The sequence below is a fragment of the Pseudomonas sp. GW821-FHT10B02 genome, assembly GCF_059415665.1.
In genome coordinates this window covers 352,030-366,889 of record NZ_JBWKNR010000001.1, presented here as the reverse complement: position 1 = coordinate 366,889, position 14,860 = coordinate 352,030, and the positions used below count along the sequence as shown (strand labels likewise).

The following is a 14,860-nucleotide window of genomic DNA, read 5'->3' as shown; positions in this document are numbered from 1 at the left end:
GCCTTAACGCAGCACCGGTAGACTGGTCGTGGACTTGATTTCGGACAAGGCCACGATCGAGTTGACCTCCTGGATCCCCGGCACCATCGACAGCTTCTCGAAGAAAAACCGTTCGTAGGCTTCGATGTCCGGGGTGACGATGCGCAGCAGAAAATCCACTGCGCCCATCAGCACATAGCATTCCAGCACTTCCGGGAAACCGCGAATCGCCTCGGTGAACTCGGTGAAGTTGGAGCGTCCGTGGGCGTTGAGTTTGACCTCGGCGAAAATCTGCGTGTTGAGGCCGATCTTCTTGCGGTCGAGCAAGGTCACCTGGCCGCGAATCACTCCCTCCTCTTTCAAGCGTTGAATCCGTCGCCAGCAGGGCGACTGGGAAAGACCGACGCGCTCGGCAATCTGCGCGCTGGACAGCGAAGCATCCTCCTGTAGCAAGGCCAGAATGCGGCGATCGTAGGCGTCCAGCTCGCTTTGCATAATTTCTCTCCAATTGTGCACCCGTGCGAATTGAACAAGTCTTGAATTCGCCATATTCACCGATCATAGAGAAAAAATACCGGCTTGCGCATGTGAAAATTTCTCGCATTGAACCGGAGAATCCCATGAGCGCACTTGAACGCTTCGACAGCCCGCTGACCCCACTGCGTGACGACGTCTGGGCCGTCGGCAACACACACAGCTGCGTGCACTATCAGCTGCAGGTCGAAGCCGAGCCGGACAGCCTGTGTCGTGTTTTGAATCTGTTCGCCCTGCAGTTCCTCACGCCGCATAAAGTGCTGATGAAACAAGAGGACGATCTGCTGGAAATCGAGATCGAGATTACCGGTTTGAGCTGGCACCGGGCCGAACTCATTGCACAAAAAATGCGCAACCTGATCTGCGTCGACGACGTCCGCCTGCGGCCTGCCCAGCGTCCGGGCTGAGTGCGGAAATGCCTGGAAACGCAGATCGTCCTTGCTATTGCCCAGAGTCAACTACGCTTGTGATTGCCACCCCTTCAGGCAGCAAGGCAAGGACGCCACATGACTGTCAGCGACGAGGATCGCAGGCTGAGCCTGGACGGCCTCCTGACCGACCTGCTCGACGCTCGACTCATCAATCCGGACGCTGCTCAGCTACTGCGAACGCAGCACCTGGCCAGCGACGTCCACCCGCTCGAACACATCGCCCGCCAGGCCCTGCCTGACCCACGCCAACCCGGCCAGCGCCTGGATCTGGAAACCCTGTGCCAGTGGCTGGCCAAGCAGGCCGGATTGCCCTATCTGTACATCGACCCGCTGCAGCTCGACCTCAACGCAACCACTGGCCTGATGTCCGCGGCCTTTGCCCGGCGTCACGGCATTCTGGCGATTGCTGTGGATAACCTTGGCGTTACCGTGGCCAGTGCCGAGCCCTATGTCAGGTCCTGGGAAGCCGATCTGGCCCAGGTGCTGCGACGCCCGATCAAACGCGTGCTGGCCAGCCCCGTGCAGATCCGCCAGTTCAGCCAGGCATTCTTCCACCTCGCCCGCTCGGTCAACGGCGCCAGCCGCCAGCCAGTCCCCGCGCCTGCATCGGCCAATCTTGAACAATTGCTCGAGCTGGGCACAAACGGCCAGCAACATGAGGGAGATGATGCCCATATCGTCACCATCGTCGACTGGCTGCTGCAGTACGCCTTCGATCAACGCGCCAGCGATATTCATCTGGAGCCACGACGCGACCAGGGCCATTTGCGCTTTCGCATCGACGGCCTGCTGCACCCGGTCTATCAGTTCCCCGCCGAGGTCACCCTGGCGATCATCAGCCGCCTGAAAACCCTCGGGCGCATGAACGTCGCTGAAAAGCGCCGCCCCCAGGATGGCCGGATCAAGACCCGCCTGGCAGCTGGCAACGAAGTCGAGCTGCGCCTGTCGACGCTGCCCACCACCTTCGGTGAAAAGCTGGTGTTGCGCATCTTCGACCCCGCCCTGCTGCAGCAGGACTTGCGCCAGTTAGGGCTGGAGAATGACGACCTGCTGCGCTGGCAAGCGCTGATCGGGCAACGCCACGGCCTGATCCTGGTCACAGGTCCGACCGGGTCCGGCAAGACCAGCACTCTGTACGCAACCCTCAAGTACCTGGCCACACCTCAGGTCAACCTGTGTACCGTCGAAGACCCGATCGAAATGGTTGAACCCGGGTTCAACCAGCTGCAGGTCCATCCGGCCATAGACCTGGGCTTTGCCGAAGGCGCCCGCGCCCTGCTGCGCCAGGACCCGGACATCATCATGATCGGTGAGATCCGCGACCTGGAAACTGCCCAGGTGGCCTTCCAGGCCGCGTTGACCGGCCATCTGGTGTTATCCACCCTGCACACCAACGATGCATGCAGCGCCATCAACCGCCTGCTTGAGCTGGGTGTTGCGCCGCACTTGATCAAGGCCGGACTGATCGGGGTCATGGCCCAGCGCCTGGTACGTACGCTGTGCCGGGCCTGTAAAGCGCCGGCGCCCGCAGGTGAAGCCGGTTATCAGGCCAGAGGTTGCAATGAGTGCCGGCAGACGGGCTATCACGGGCGCACCGGTATCCACGAACTGCTGTGCCTGAGCGAAAAGCTGATCAGCCAGATTCGTAGCGATACCGACCTGGCAATCCTGCGCCGGCAAGCCTGCGACGAAGGCCTGACAAGCCTGCAACAGCGCGGCGCACAGAAGGTAGCGAATGGCCTGACCACGGCGGCGGAAGTACTGCGTGTCGCCCCAGGGAACTAGATGCGGGGGAACCGATCCAAGCTGCCAGTTAACCTCAGTTGGAGTCACCCGTAGATGCGTCTCAAATTTGCAGTCGCGACCCTTGCCCTGCTCTCCCTGCCAGTCGGTTCAGCCATGGCCGATACGTTCTGGCGCAATGTCATTTCCTCCGGCGCGACCACTGCGTCGTCCTACCTGACGTCCAAGGATCACAAACTGGTGGTTGCAGCGCAGGATGATGCGGGCAGCTTCGTTGCCAGCGAAGGCGCAATTCGTGGTCCGTACCTGGAATCGGCTATCCAGAAAGTCCGGGCTGACAATCCTGGGCTGGAGGTCAGCGATATGGACCTGGCGCAGGCGATCCTGGCCAAGAATGCGGTAGCGCAGTAATTCTTCGCGGGGCAAGCCCGCTCCCACCGGCCTTGCCTGTGGGAGCGGGCTTGCCCCGCGATCAGGTCCGGTAATCCTCCACCGGCACACAAGCACAGAACAGATTCCGGTCACCAAACACGTTGTCCACCCGATTAACCGCCGGCCAGTACTTGTGCAGGCGTACATGCTCACTGGGCGCAATGCCCTGGGCAATGCTGTAAGGCCGCTCCCATACCCCAAGTACATCCGCCAAGGTATGCGGCGCATGTTTGAGCGGGTTGTCTTCTGCCGGCCAGTTGCCGTCCTGCACCTCCCGGATTTCCGCACGAATGCTCAACATCGCCTCGATAAAGCGATCCAGTTCGGCCTTCGGCTCACTCTCGGTCGGCTCGACCATCAGGGTGCCCGGCACCGGGAACGACATGGTCGGGGCATGAAAGCCGTAATCCATCAGACGCTTGGCCACATCCTCCTCACTGATCCCGGTCAAGGCTTTCAACGGCCGCAGGTCGAGAATGCATTCATGCGCCACCCGCCCGTTGCGCCCCCGGTACAGCACCGGGAATGCGCCACCCAGCCGCTCGGCCAGGTAGTTGGCCGAGAGGATCGCCACCTCGCTGGCATCGGCCAGTTGCGGGCCCATCATGGCGATGTACATCCAGCTGATCGGCAGAATGCTCGCGCTGCCCCAGGGCGCGGCACTCACCGCCGTGTTCTGCGGGTCCGGCCCGGGGATGGGTATCACCGGGTGGCTGGCAACGAACGGCGCCAGATGCGCGCGCACGCCAATCGGGCCCATGCCCGGGCCGCCACCGCCGTGGGGAATGCAGAAGGTCTTGTGCAGGTTCATGTGCGAGACATCGGCACCGATGTCGGCCGGTCGGGTCAGGCCGACCTGGGCGTTGAGGTTGGCGCCGTCCATATACACTTGGCCACCCTGGTTGTGGATAACCTCGCAAATTTCGCTGATGCCTTCTTCGTATACACCATGGGTCGACGGATAGGTCGCCATCAGGCACGACAGGCGCTCTCCCGCCGCCTGCGCCTTGGCCTTGAGGTCGGCCAGATCGACGTTACCGGCCTCGTCACACTCGACGATTACCACCTGCATCCCCGCCATCTGCGCCGACGCCGGGTTGGTGCCGTGGGCTGACGAGGGAATCAGGCAGATGTCGCGCTGAGGCTGATGGCGACTACGGTGATACTTCGCAATGGCCATCAGCCCGGCGTACTCGCCCTGGGCGCCGGAGTTGGGCTGCATGCAGATGGCGTCAAAGCCGGTGATCGCACACAGCCAGGCTTCCAGCTCATCGATCATCGCCTTGTAACCCTGCACCTGCGCCGCCGGGGCAAACGGATGCAACAAAGCGAAGCCTGGCCAGGTGATCGGGATCATCTCGCTGCTGGCATTGAGTTTCATGGTGCAGGAGCCCAGCGGGATCATCGACTGGTTCAACGCCAGGTCCTTGTTCTCCAGCTGCTTGAGGTAACGCAGCATCTCGGTTTCGCTGTGGTGCAGGTTGAACACCGGATGCGTAAGGAAGGTCGAGTGCCGCACCAGGGCCGCCGGAATACCTTCCGGCAAGGCCAGGGCATCGAGGCTGGCGATATCCAGGCCGTGATCGACGCCGAGGAAGATATCGAACAGACGCAGTACCGTGGACTCGTCACAGGTCTCGTCGAGACTCACGCCCAACTGACCGCGACCGAGGATGCGCAGGTTGATCTGCGCCGCTTCGGCGCTTTCGATGATCGCCGTCTGACTGCCGCCGACCTCCAGGGTCAGGGTGTCGAAGAAGTGCTCGTTGAGGCGCTTGATGCCCTTGCTCTCCAGCCCCGCAGCAAGCACAAAAGTCAGCGCGTGCACGCGCTGGGCGATGCGCTGCAGGCCTTCCGGACCGTGGTACACCGCGTAGAAAGCAGCGATGTTGGCCAGCAGCACCTGCGCCGTACAGATGTTGGAGTTGGCCTTCTCGCGGCGGATATGCTGCTCGCGGGTCTGCAGGGCCATGCGCAACGCGACGTTGCCGCGGGCATCCTTGGACACACCGATGATGCGCCCGGGCATGGCCCGCTTGAACGCGTCTCGACAGGCAAAGTAGGCGGCATGCGGACCGCCATAGCCCATCGGCACGCCAAAGCGCTGGGACGTACCCAATACCACGTCGGCGCCCTGCTCACCCGGTGGGGTCAACATCAACAGGCTGAGCAAGTCGGCGGCTACGCAAGCCAAGGCGTGCTGGTTATGCAGTTGCGCGATCAACGGCCGCAGGTCGCGGATCTCGCCGTGGGTGTCGGGGTACTGCAGCAAAGCCCCGAATACCTGGTAGTTGCCGAGGTTATCCACAGCATCGACGACCAGTTCGAAGCCGAATCCTTCGGCGCGGGTCTTCAGCACCGAGAGGGTCTGTGGATGGCAATGCTCATCGGCAAAGAACACGTTGCTTTTCGACTTGGCCATGCGTTTGGCCAGGGCCATGGCTTCAGCGGCTGCAGTAGCTTCATCGAGCAAGGAGGCGTTAGCCAGGTCCAGACCGGTGAGGTCGATGATCATCTGCTGGAAATTCAGCAAGGCTTCCAGGCGGCCCTGGGCAATTTCCGGCTGATAAGGCGTGTAGGCGGTGTACCAACCCGGGTTTTCCAGGACGTTGCGCAGGATGACGTTCGGCGTGACGGTAGCGTGATAGCCCATGCCGATCAGGCTGGTCCACACCTGGTTCTGCTCGGCATAGCCCCTGAGCTTGTTCAGGGCAGCCTGTTCATCCAGGGCGGGGGGCAGGTCCAGCGGCCGGTTCAGCCGAATGCCCGGCGGCACGGTCTGCTCGATCAGCTCGCGGCGGGTGCCCAGGCTCAGGGCCTGGAGCATCTCATGCTGCTCCGGGGCATCAGGGCCCAGGTGGCGACGCAGGAACGGATTGGGGTCGTGCAGTTGGCTCAGGGACGGCGACTGGGACATAGCGGCTCTCTCTTCCTAGACCAAGCCTCGACCAGTCGAGGCATATTGAGTCTAGGAAGAGATTGCCGCTTTGTGTGAAAACTATTCGCCGATGGCGGCTTGGTAACCGGCAGCGTCGAGCAGTTTGTCCAGCTCGGCCTTGTCGCTTGGCTTGAGCTTGAAGATCCAGCTGCCATACGGATCGCTGTTCAGCGACTCAGGGCTGTCGGCCAGCGCTTCGTTGACCGCGATCACTTCACCGCTGACCGGTGCGTAGATGTCCGAAGCGGCCTTGACCGATTCGACCACGCCGGCTGCCTCGCCTGCGGCGAAGACCTTGCCGACTTCCGCCAGTTCAACGAACACCACGTCACCCAGGGCTTCCTGAGCGTGGTCGCTAATACCGACGGTCACCGTGCCGTCGGCTTCCAGTTTGGCCCACTCGTGACTTTCGGCAAAACGCAGGTCGGCGGGGATATTGCTCATCTTGTTGTCCTCGATAGGGTCAGCGGTAGGCCCGCCAGAATAGGTTCAGATCAGAATCTTGCCATGGCGCACGAAGGTCGGCTTGACCACCCGCACCGGGTACCACTTGCCGCGAATCTCCACCTCGGCACGATCGGCGGTTGCCATCGGCACCCGCGCCAGCGCAATCGACTTGCTCAGCGTAGGAGAGAAACTACCACTGGTGATCTCTCCTTCGCCAATCCCGGCGACGCGAACCACCTGGTGGGCGCGCAGAACACCGCGTTCCTCCAGCACCAGGCCGACCAGCTTCTGCTCGACGCCGTGCTCGATTTCCGCCAGCAGACCGCTGCGGCCGATGAAGTCACGCCCGGCCGGCTCCCAGGCCACGCTCCAGCCCAGGTTGGAGGTCAGCGGGGTATGCGCTTCGTCGATGTCCTGGCCATACAGGTTCATGCCGGCCTCAAGGCGCAGCGTGTCACGCGCGCCGAGACCGCTCGGGGCAATACCTGCACCGACCAGATCGTTGAAGAATGCGGGGGCCTGCACAGCCGGGAAGATGATCTCCAGGCCGTCTTCGCCGGTATACCCGGTGCGGGCGATAAACCAGTCACCCTCGGCGCGGCCTTCGAACGGCTTGAGCTCGCGGATCAGCGCGGCGCGCGGCGCCGATAGCAGTTCGGCGACCTTGGCGCGGGCTTCAGGCCCCTGGATGGCGAGGATCGCAAGCTCCGGACGCTCGATGATATCGACCTGGTAACTGCCCTTGCAGGCATTCAGCCAGGCCAGGTCCTTGTCGCGGGTCGAAGCGTTGACCACCAGGCGGTAACCGTCTTCGCAGCGGTAGGCGATCATGTCGTCAATGACCTTGCCCTGCTCGTCGAGCATGGTGCTGTACAGGGCCTTGCCGGTTTCAGTCAGACGAGCAACATCATTGGCCAACAGGCGCTGCAGCCAGACAGTTGCCTGCGCGCCATGGACATCGATCACGGTCATATGGGAAACATCAAACACCCCGCAGTCACGGCGCACCTGATGGTGCTCCTCGACCTGCGAGCCATAATGCAAGGGCATGTCCCAACCGCCAAAATCGACCATCTTGGCGCCTAGCGCCAGGTGCAGGTCATACAGAGGCGTGCGCAGTCCCATGGGTTTCTCCTTCCGGGCGTGGCGAAGCTACGGCTGTTGGCAGCATTTCAGCTACCCGGTCTGTAGGACCGGCCGCAGCGAATGCCGCGCATTGTAGCTGCAAGCTTGATGGCTGACATCCTCAGCGCGTTTGACCGACGTGTCGGGCTGAACGTCGAATCAGGCCGATGACCGGCAACAGACCGACCAGGATCAGCGTCAGGGCCGGCAACGAGGCCCGTGCCCACTCGCCTTCGCTGGTCATTTCAAACACGCGCACGGCCAGGGTGTCCCAGCCGAACGGACGCATCAGCAAGGTCGCCGGCATTTCCTTGAGGACATCGACAAACACCAGCAAGGCCGCACTCAAGGCGCCCGGCACCAACAACGGCAGATACACCTTGAAAAACAATCTCGGGCCACTGACGCCAAGACTGCGCGAAGCTTCCGGCAGCGAGGGGCGAATCCGTCCCAGGCTGTTCTCCAGCGGTCCGTACGCCACGGCAATGAAACGCACCAGGTAGGCCAGCAGCAGGGCATACAAGCTACCCAGCAACAGTGGCCTGCCGGCACCGCCGAGCCAGTTGGACAGCGGCACCACCACCTGGTTGTCCAGGTAACTGAACGCCAGCATGATCGACACCGCCAGCACCGAGCCAGGCAAGGCATAGCCCAGGTTGGCCAGCCCGACTCCGGCGCGAATGCCCGGCGCGGACGATTGCCGGCGGGCGAACGCCAGCACCAGGGCGACACAGACAGTGATCAGCGCGGCCATGGCCCCCAGATAGAGGGTGTGCAGGATCAGGCTGGTGTAACGCTCATCCAGGTCGAAACGTCCGCGTTGCCAGAACCACACCAGCAATTGCAGCAGCGGGATAACGAAGGCACAGGCAAACACCAGCAGGCACCAGCCACTGGCCGCCAGCGCCTTGATCCCGCGCAGGTGGTACAGCGCCTTGCCGCGCGGACGCTCATTGCTGCCACGCACGGCGCCACGGGCACGGCGCTCGCCGTAGAGCACCAGCATCACCGCCAGCAGCAGCAAACTGGCCAGCTGCGCGGCACTCGACAGGCTGAAGAAGCCATACCAGGTCTTGTAGATCGCCGTGGTGAAGGTGTCGAAGTTGAACACCGACACCGCACCGAAATCGGCCAGGGTTTCCATCAAGGCCAGGGCGACACCGGCGCCGATAGCCGGACGGGCCATCGGCAACGCCACCCGCCAGAACGCTTGCAACGGCGAATGCCCAAGCACCCGCGCCGCTTCCATCAGGCCTTTGCCCTGAGCCAGGAAGGCGGTGCGTGCAAGCAGGTAAACATAGGGGTAGAACACCAGCACCAGAACGATGATCACCCCAGCGGTGGAGCGTACCCGCGGCAGGCGCATCGGCCCGAACCATTCACGCAGCAGGGTTTGCACCGGCCCGGCAAAGTCCAGCAGGCCGACGAAGACGAATGCCAGCACATAGGCCGGAATGGCGAACGGCAGCATCAACGCCCAGTCCAGCCAGCGCCGTCCGGGGAATTCGCACAGGCTGGTGAGCCAGGCCAGGCTCACGCCGAGCAAGGTGACGCCGACGCCGACACCGGCAATCAGGGTCAGGGTGTTGCCCAACAGGCGGCTCATCTGGGTATCGAGCAGGTGCGACCAGATCTGCATGTCGACCGACTGCCAGGACAACAGCAGCACGCTCAGCGGCAGCAGCACCAGGGCGGCAATGGCGAAAACCAGGGGATACCAGCGGCGTTGGGCGGGGTGAGCCAAAAGGAAACGTCTCTAGATGTTCAATGGCATCGCGGGGCAAGCCCGCTCCCACAGAACCTGTGGGAGCGGGCTTGCCCCGCGAAAAGGCAGCGGTAGGATAAAGCCTTGCGCTTAGTTCCAGCCAGCCCGATCCATCAGGCGAATTGCCTCAGCCTGACGCTTGCCTGCGATTTCAACCGGGATGGTGTCAGCCTTGAACGTACCCCAGGCCGCCACTTCTTCCGACGGTGCGACTTTCGGGTTGGCCGGGAATTCCTGGTTCACGCCAGCGAAAATCTTCTGCGCTTCTTCACCGGTCATCCACTCGACCAGTTTTGTCGCGGCTTCAGGATGCGGCGCGTACTTGGTCAGGCCGATGCCCGACAGGTTGACGTGCACGCCACGGTCAGCCTGGTTCGGCCAGAACAGCTTGACCGCCAGGTTCGGGTTTTCCTTGTGCAGGCGACCGTAGTAGTAGGTGTTGACGATACCGACGTCGCACTGGCCAGCGTTGATGGCCTGCAGCAGGGCGGTGTCATCGGAGAACACGTCGGTGGACAGGTTGTTGACCCAGCCCTTGATGATTTCCTCGGTTTTCTTCTCGCCGTGGGTTTCGATCAAGGTAGCGGTCAGCGACTGGTTGTAGACCTTCTTCGCCGTGCGCAGGCACAGGCGCCCTTCCCAGTTCTTGTCGGCCAGGGCTTCGTAGGTGCTCAGCTCTTCGGGTTTGACCCGCTCGGTGGAGTAGGCGATGGTCCGCGCGCGCAGGCTCAGGCCGGTCCAGTCGTGGGACGAGGCGCGGTACTGCTTGGGAATGTTGGCATCGATGACTTCCGATTTGATCGGCTGCAGGATGCCCATCTGCTCGGCTTGCCAGAGGTTACCGGCATCGACAGTGAGCAGCAGGTCGGCGGTGGCGTTCTGCCCCTCGGCCTTGATCCGCTGCATCAGCGGTGCTTCCTTGTCGGTGATGAACTTGACCTTGACCCCGGTCTTGGCGGTATAGGCGTCGAACACCGGCTTGATCAGCTCGTCGATGCGCGAGGAATACACCACCACCTCGTCCGCCGCCTGGGCGGTACCGCCCAACAGGGTCAGAGCCAGGGCGGCCAATACGTGCTTGCGTGGCAACATGGTGCAGTCCTCGGAGTTCAAATAGAGGCGCAAATGGTAGTTAATCCCATTTGCCTTCTCAACCGAACTCACCAGGGAGGAGTTACTAGATGTTACGGCAGGACAAGAGCCGGCTTCAGGCCTTCGCCAGTTCTGGCAAATCACCACTGAGCCCCAAGGCCTGACGAACGAACAGCGCCTTGGCTTCAGGCAGTTGCTCAACCCATTTCAGGCCACTGTTGCGCAACCAGCGCAGTGGCAGCGGATCGGCCTGGAACAGGCGCTCGAAACCTTCCATGGCCGCCATCAACGCCAGGTTGTGCGGCATGCGACGACGCTCGAAGCGGCTCAATACGCGCTCATCCGCCAGTCGCTCACCACGTTCATAGGCATGCAGCAGTTCTTCGGCCAATACCGCGGCATCGAGAAAGCCCAGGTTGACCCCCTGCCCGGCCAACGGGTGAATGGTATGCGCAGCGTCACCGATCAACGCCAGGCCTTCGGCTACATAGCGTTTGGCATGGCGCTGGCGCAACGGCACGCAAAGCCGTGGATCGGCCTGCAACACAGCGCCGAGACGCCCCTCGAAGGCGCGCTCGAGTTGCGCGCAGAAATCAGCATCGTCGAGCTTCATCAAGCGCTCGGCCTGCTCCGGGGTGGTCGACCAGACAATCGAGCACCAATCCTGCTGGCCATCGCGGATCAGCGGCAGGAAGGCCAGCGGCCCGTCGTCGGTGAAGCGTTGCCAGGCGGTCGCCTGATGCGGCTCGGCGCAGCGCACGCTGGTGACAATGGCGTGGTGCAGGTAGTCCCACTCGCGGGTCTCGCAGCCGGTCAGGCGTCGCACCGCCGAGTTCGCGCCGTCAGCGGCGATGACCAGCGGCGCGCGCAACGTGCGGCCGTCGGCGAGGGTCAGCAGCCACTCGTCATCGGAACGGCGCATCTGTTCCAGGCGCGCGTTGGCCAGTAGACCGACTTCACTGTCATGCAGGCGTTCCAGCAGGCCATCCTGTATCACCCGGTTCTCGACGATATGCCCCAGCACCTCGGCATGCACGCTGGCCGCCGAAAAATGGATCTGACCGGTGCCGCTGCCGTCCCAGACACGCATGTCCGAATAGGGACTGGCACGCCGCTGCTCAATCCCCTGCCAGGCACCCAGGCGTTCGAGGATGCGCTGGCTGGCCATCGACAGGGCACTGACCCGTGGCTCGAAGGCGGCCTGCTCGTCGAAGGGTTTGATCGACAGCGGACTGCCGTCGAGCAGGAGAATCTCCAGGCCACTGTGCTGCAATGCCAGGGCCAGGGCGCTGCCGACCATACCGGCACCGACAATCAACAGATCTGCGCGCATTTCCATGCCTTAAGCCTGTCTCGCTTGCGGCTTGAGCCGCACGTAAAGGGTTTTGTCGACCTGCGCCACCAGCTCGCCGGCAGCGTCACGGATATCGACCTGAAGTCGTGGCAGGTATTTCTTGCCGCCCGCCGTGTGCTCGCGGATATCCGCCAGCAACTGATCGTCGATGCGCAGTTCAGCGAACACCGGGCCTTTGCCCGGAGTGATGAAATCGATACTGGCGGCCTTGTCCCAGACAATGTAATCGCGGCCGAGCAGCTCCATCAGCATCAGCATGTAGAACGGATCGACCATCGAATACAGGCTGCCGCCGAACTGGGTGCCGACGTAGTTGCGATTGAACCAGCCCAGGCCCAGGCGCACCTTTATCTGGCGCAAGTCCGGACTGATGCTTTGCACGTGAATGCCGGCACCGATATAGGGCGGATAAAAGTTCAGCCGCCAGCGCAGCCTGCGCGCACGCCGTGCCAGTTTGCGCGGATCGTCCATGCTCAGCTCCGTGGGTCCGGACGGGTTCCCAGGCCCATGGCCTGGCGGGCAAACCAACGCTTGGCCGGCGGCAACAGGTCGAGCCCGAGCAGCCCCAGGTTTCGTCCGGTGGCAACCAGCGGTTGCGCACTGCCGAACAGGCGGGTGACCCGGTCGGAGAAGCCCACGGTCAGGTCCTGGTCCAGGCGCTGACGCTCGCGGTAGGCCTGCAGCGTGGCAAAGTCGCCCGGCACGGCAGGGCCTGCCAGCAGCCCTTCGGCCAGCGACTGCACATCGCGCAGCGACAGGTTGAAGCCCTGCCCGGCAATCGGGTGCAGGCTGTGGGCGGCGTTGCCCAGCACCACCAGGTGCGGACGTACCTGCTCCTGGGCTTCGATCAGCGACAAGGGGTACAGGTGCCGTGCGCCGACCTGGCGCAACAGCCCCAGACGGTAGCCGAACACTTCCTGCAACTCGCTGAGGAAGCTGCGTTCATCCAGTTCGGCCAGGCGTTTGGCGTCCATCCCGGCACGGGTCCAGACCAGCGCACAGCGGTTTTCCGGCAAGGGCAGCAAGGCCATCGGGCCTTCGTCGGTGAAGCGCTCGAACGCCTGACCACAGTGCGCTTCGCTCGGAGTGATGTTGGCAATCAACGCGCTCTGGTTGTAAGGGCGCTGGCTGACATGGATGCCCAGCTGTTCGCGCAGGCCGGAGCGGCCGCCGTCGGCGAGCACCGCCAGGTCGCACTCAACCTGGGTATCGTCATTGAGCGACAGGCGATAACCGTCTTCCAGCGCCTGCATGGCAGTCACTTCAGCCGGGCAACGCCAGCTCACCACCTCGGCATCCAGGCCTTTCCACAGGCACTGCCCCAGCCAGGCGTTTTCCACTACATAACCCAGAGCGGGAACCCCTTCCTCCAGCGCATCCAGGCGCGTGGCGCCAAAGCGGCCACGGTCGGAAACCTGGATCTGGCGAATCGGTTCGGCCCGGCGGCTGATCTGCTGCCACAGGCCCAGACGCTCATAGATCTGCCGGGTGCCGAAGGACAACGCCGAGGAGCGTGCGTCATAGCTCGGCTGGTAGCTGTCGCCCGGTGCGAAGGGTTCGATCAGCAGGATCTTCCAGCCGCGCGCCTTGGCGCCCGCTTGCAAGGCAAGCGCCAGACTGGCGCCGACCAGGCCACCGCCAATGATTGCCAGGTTCACCCGGTTCATGCCGCGGCACTGCGCGCAGCAGCCATCAAGGCTTCGATTTCAGCGACCGTCTTCGGCACGCCTGAGGTCAGGATTTCACAGCCCTGCTTAGTTACCACTACATCATCCTCGATACGTACACCAATGCCGCGCCACTTTTTCGCGACATTCTGGTTGTCGGCACCGATATAGATGCCAGGTTCCACGGTCAGCGCCATGCCGGGTTCAAGTACGCGCCACTGGCCACCGACCTTGTACTCGCCGACATCGTGCACATCCATGCCCAGCCAGTGCCCTGCGCGATGCATGTAGAAGGCCCGGTAAGCTTCGCTTTCGATCAGCTCCCGGACCTCGCCCTTGAGCAGCCCCAGCGCCACCAGCCCTTCAGTGATCACCTGAACCGTCGCCTCATGGGCGTGGTTCCAGTGCTTGCCCGGCGCGATGGCGGCAAACGCCGCCTCCTGGGCCTTGAGCACCAGCTCGTAGATCGCCTTCTGCTCCGGCGAGAACTGCCCGCTGACCGGGAAGGTACGGGTGATGTCGCTGGCGTAGCAGTCGATCTCGCAACCGGCGTCGATCAATACCAGATCGCCGTCCTTGAGCAGCGCATCGTTCTCCTGGTAATGCAGGATGCAACTGTTGCGTCCGGCGGCGACGATCGAGCCGTAAGCCGGCATCTTCGCCCCGCCTTTGCGGAACTCGTAATCCAGCTCGGCTTCCAGGCTGTACTCGCGCAAGCCCGCACGACAGGCCTGCATGGCCCGCACGTGAGCCCGCGCGGAAATCGCCGCGGCTTCGCGCATGACTTTCACTTCTGCCGCCGATTTATACAGGCGCATGTCATGCAGCAGATGATCCAGGGCAACGAACTCGTTCGGCGGCTGGGCGCCAAGACGCGCCTTGGAGCGGATCACGTTGATCCATTCCATCAGGTGGCGGTCGAATTCCGGATTGCTGCCCATGGCCGAGTAAACCCGGTCGCGGCCTTCGATCAGGCCGGGCAGGATGTCGTCGATATCGGTGATGGGAAAGGCGTCATCGGCGCCAAAGTCGCGGATCGCGCCTTCCTGGCCGGCGCGCAGGCCATCCCACAGTTCGCGCTCGGGGTTGCGTTCACGGCAGAACAGCACGTACTCGCCATGCTCACGGCCGGGGATCAGGGCGATGACCGCTTCAGGCTCGGGGAAGCCGCTGAGGTACTGAAAATCGCTGTCCTGGCGGTACACATGCTCGACGTCGCGGTTGCGGATGGCAACTGCGGCGGCGGGCAGGATGGCAATACTGTTGGGTTCCATCTGCGCCATCAGCGCCTTGCGTCGACGGGCGTATTCCGACTTGGGGATATGGCTCATGGGCAGTGGAGTCCCTCAGCAA

General features: G+C 62.9%; 13 protein-coding genes. 3 read left to right on the top strand and 10 right to left on the bottom strand.

Features of this window, described 5'->3' with window-relative positions; genetic code table 11:
* Positions 1 to 3: 3 nt before the first annotated feature.
* Positions 4 to 474, bottom strand: coding sequence for an Lrp/AsnC family transcriptional regulator (locus AC07OF_RS01765; protein WP_038615673.1), 471 nt, complete (start codon positions 472 to 474; stop codon positions 4 to 6).
* 125 nt (positions 475 to 599) lie between these two features.
* Between AC07OF_RS01765 and AC07OF_RS01760 the strand changes: the two genes are divergently transcribed.
* The 3 genes from AC07OF_RS01760 (at position 600) to AC07OF_RS01750 (ending at position 3,098) form a co-directional block, all read left to right on the top strand.
* On the top strand, positions 600 to 920 hold the full coding sequence (locus AC07OF_RS01760) for an ACT-like domain-containing protein (RefSeq protein WP_476446177.1): 321 nt from the start codon (positions 600 to 602) through the stop codon (positions 918 to 920).
* A gap of 99 nt (positions 921 to 1,019) precedes the next feature.
* Positions 1,020 to 2,729, top strand: coding sequence for a GspE/PulE family protein (locus AC07OF_RS01755; protein ID WP_495072515.1), 1,710 nt, complete (start codon positions 1,020 to 1,022; stop codon positions 2,727 to 2,729).
* Positions 2,730 to 2,783: 54 nt separating this feature from the next.
* Entirely contained in the window at positions 2,784 to 3,098 is a 315-nt protein-coding gene (locus AC07OF_RS01750) for a DUF2388 domain-containing protein (protein WP_157194607.1), read from the top strand.
* A gap of 61 nt (positions 3,099 to 3,159) precedes the next feature.
* On the opposite strand, the gene gcvP is transcribed toward AC07OF_RS01750, so the two are convergent.
* From gcvP to pepP, 9 genes are all read right to left on the bottom strand, one after another.
* Positions 3,160 to 6,036, bottom strand: a complete 2,877-nt coding sequence (gene gcvP, locus AC07OF_RS01745) for an aminomethyl-transferring glycine dehydrogenase (protein ID WP_495072514.1) — start codon at positions 6,034 to 6,036, stop codon at positions 3,160 to 3,162.
* An 81-nt stretch (positions 6,037 to 6,117) separates the two neighbouring features.
* A complete protein-coding gene (gene gcvH, locus AC07OF_RS01740; protein ID WP_157194609.1) occupies positions 6,118 to 6,501 on the bottom strand; it encodes a glycine cleavage system protein GcvH in 384 nt (127 codons plus the stop codon).
* Between the two features lie 45 nt (positions 6,502 to 6,546).
* On the bottom strand, positions 6,547 to 7,629 hold the full coding sequence (gcvT, locus tag AC07OF_RS01735; RefSeq protein WP_495072513.1) for a glycine cleavage system aminomethyltransferase GcvT: 1,083 nt from the start codon (positions 7,627 to 7,629) through the stop codon (positions 6,547 to 6,549).
* A gap of 121 nt (positions 7,630 to 7,750) precedes the next feature.
* Complete coding sequence (locus AC07OF_RS01730; protein ID WP_157194611.1) at positions 7,751 to 9,373, bottom strand: ABC transporter permease; 1,623 nt, start codon at positions 9,371 to 9,373, stop codon at positions 7,751 to 7,753.
* Positions 9,374 to 9,484: 111 nt separating this feature from the next.
* Positions 9,485 to 10,486, bottom strand: coding sequence for an extracellular solute-binding protein (locus tag AC07OF_RS01725; protein WP_038615691.1), 1,002 nt, complete (start codon positions 10,484 to 10,486; stop codon positions 9,485 to 9,487).
* 115 nt (positions 10,487 to 10,601) lie between these two features.
* Positions 10,602 to 11,819, bottom strand: coding sequence for a 2-octaprenyl-3-methyl-6-methoxy-1,4-benzoquinol hydroxylase (locus tag AC07OF_RS01720; protein ID WP_495072560.1), 1,218 nt, complete (start codon positions 11,817 to 11,819; stop codon positions 10,602 to 10,604).
* A 9-nt stretch (positions 11,820 to 11,828) separates the two neighbouring features.
* Complete coding sequence (locus tag AC07OF_RS01715) at positions 11,829 to 12,311, bottom strand: DUF4442 domain-containing protein (RefSeq protein ID WP_038615696.1); 483 nt, start codon at positions 12,309 to 12,311, stop codon at positions 11,829 to 11,831.
* Between the two features lie 2 nt (positions 12,312 to 12,313).
* The gene (gene ubiH, locus AC07OF_RS01710) at positions 12,314 to 13,507 is read right to left on the bottom strand and encodes a 2-octaprenyl-6-methoxyphenyl hydroxylase (RefSeq protein WP_157194613.1); all 1,194 of its coding nucleotides are present in this window, start codon (positions 13,505 to 13,507) and stop codon (positions 12,314 to 12,316) included.
* Positions 13,504 to 14,838 (bottom strand): Xaa-Pro aminopeptidase, encoded by a 1,335-nt coding sequence (gene pepP / locus AC07OF_RS01705; RefSeq protein WP_157194614.1) that lies wholly within the window; start codon positions 14,836 to 14,838, stop codon positions 13,504 to 13,506. The genes ubiH and pepP overlap by 4 nt, the downstream gene beginning before the upstream one ends.
* Positions 14,839 to 14,860: the final 22 nt, after the last annotated feature.